This is a genomic window from Kluyvera ascorbata ATCC 33433, from assembly GCF_000735365.1.
GTDB lineage: Bacteria > Pseudomonadota > Gammaproteobacteria > Enterobacterales > Enterobacteriaceae > Kluyvera > Kluyvera ascorbata.
The window spans coordinates 1-1,985 of sequence record NZ_JMPL01000219.1; the positions used below are offsets into that span (position 1 = coordinate 1).

2 protein-coding genes are annotated in these 1,985 nt (G+C 55.4%); both read right to left on the minus strand.

Features of this window, described 5'->3' with window-relative positions; genetic code table 11:
• The coding region (locus tag GKAS_RS23230; RefSeq protein ID WP_035897887.1) for a MalY/PatB family protein at nucleotides 1–868 on the minus strand (868 nt) is incomplete at its 3' end.
• Nucleotides 869–933: 65 nt separating this feature from the next.
• Nucleotides 934–1,985: PTS maltose transporter subunit IICB (gene malX / locus GKAS_RS23235; RefSeq protein WP_035897889.1), on the minus strand; the 1,052-nt coding region annotated here is incomplete at its 5' end.

Consider the following 1,985-nt stretch of genomic DNA (forward strand, 5'->3'; position numbering starts at 1 on the left):
CATCCAGCCAGGTTTCCCCGTGCTCGTAGGCAGCAATATGAGCGACCAGCGCGGGTACAGAAGGTGAAGAGAGGCCATCACGGTTTTTTAGCGCCGTAAGATAGGCTTCGCGCGCCGAGTTACCAACAATCATGCCGTATGCGCCGGTGAATGCCGGAATATTGAAGCTCTTTGACCCTGAGGTGAACAGCGCCCACTCGCCGCGAGCTACTTCGCTCCACGGAATATGCGCGTGGCCCTGCCAGGTCATATCCATGTGAATTTCATCGCTAATGACGCGCACGTTATGTTTTTCACATAGTGCCGCCATGGTTTCGAGTTCATCACGGGTCCAGACTTTGCCGGTCGGGTTTTGTGGGCTACACAGCAGCAGCACGGTGTTCTGCGGTTCGGCAAGTGCCGCTTCCAGTTTGTCCATATTGCAGAACCACTGACCGTCTTGTTTATCCATCGGAACGCCAACCACGCGGCGTTGATTACCTTCGATAGTTTTAAAGAACGCGTCATAGGCAGGCGTATGCACCACGATCCCGTCTCCGGGAGCGGACCATTGGCGAATCATCTCGGCCACCATATAGATAACCGATGGGCCGTAAACCAGCGTGTTGGTATCAATCACCGCGTGAAAACGGTGGGCGTACCAGTGGGCGATGGCAGGAAGAAACTCATCGTTTTTCCAGCGGCTATAGCCAAACACGCCGTGGGAAAGCCGTTTGCTCAACGCGTCCAGGATGCAGGGCGCGGTAGCGAAGTCCATATCAGAGATAGTAAATGGCAGCAGGTCGGCGTCGCCAAAGCGGTCGGCAACATAGTCCCATTGGGTGCACCAGGTGCCGTGTCGGTCAATCACCGTTGAAAAATCAAACATGTGGAGATCCTAACGAAGGGAAGATTGGGCTATTTTGCCCCTGTTATGCACAGGGGCAAAGGGCTTTACGCTTGCACGGAGTTCATCAGTACCGACAATTCGTCTTTTACCGACTGAACCTGTGGGCCAATAACCACCTGGAGATTATGCTGGTTCAGCTTTACCACCCCAATGGCGCGGTTGGCTTTCAGCGTATCGACATCTACTTTATCCATGTCATTAACGGACAGACGCAAACGAGTAATGCAGTTATCAAGAGAGGAAATATTCTCTGCGCCACCCAGGGCCTGCAGGATAACCGGCACATTGTAGCCGGACTTCCCGGTCACGCCGCTGGTGGTCTGTTCTGCTGCAGGCGTGGTATCTACATCACGGCCCGGCGTTTTGATGTTAAAGCGCACGATAGCGAAGCGGAAAATGGCGTAGTAAACCGCAAACCAAACCGCAGCGACAACTGGCACCAGATACCATTTGGTCGACAGACCGTGCAGGATACCGAACACCACGAAATCGATAATATTACCGTCGGTGTTACCGATGGTGACGCCCAGTACCGCCATCATGGTGAAGCCCAGGCCAGTCAACAGCGCATGGATAGCGTACAGCACCGGTGCAACGAACAGGAACAGGAATTCCAGTGGTTCCGTGGTGCCGCCCACGACGCAGGCGATCACGCCAGAAATCAGCAGGCCTTTAATTTTATGACGGTTTTCTGGGCGAGCACAGTGGTACATCGCCAATGCTGCACCCGGCAGGCCGCCGAGGAAGGCCGGCATTTTGCCCTGAGACAGGAAGCGAGTTGCGCTTTCGGAGAAGCCGTGGGTGGTCGGGCAGCTCAGCTGTGCCTGGAAGATGGTCAGCGCGCCGCTGACGTCGTGGCCGCAGACGTCCATGGTGCCGCCCGCTTCGGTAAAGCGAATCAGCGCCACCAGAATATGCTGTAGACCAAATGGCAGGAGCAGACGTTCACCGGTACCGAAGATCATCGGGCCGAAATCACCGGCGCCGTTAATAACCTGACCCAGCGCTTTAATCCCCAGAGCAAATACCGGCCATACCAGCGGGATCACCAGGCCAACCAGGCCCAGCACGACGGTGGTGATAATCGGTACAAAAC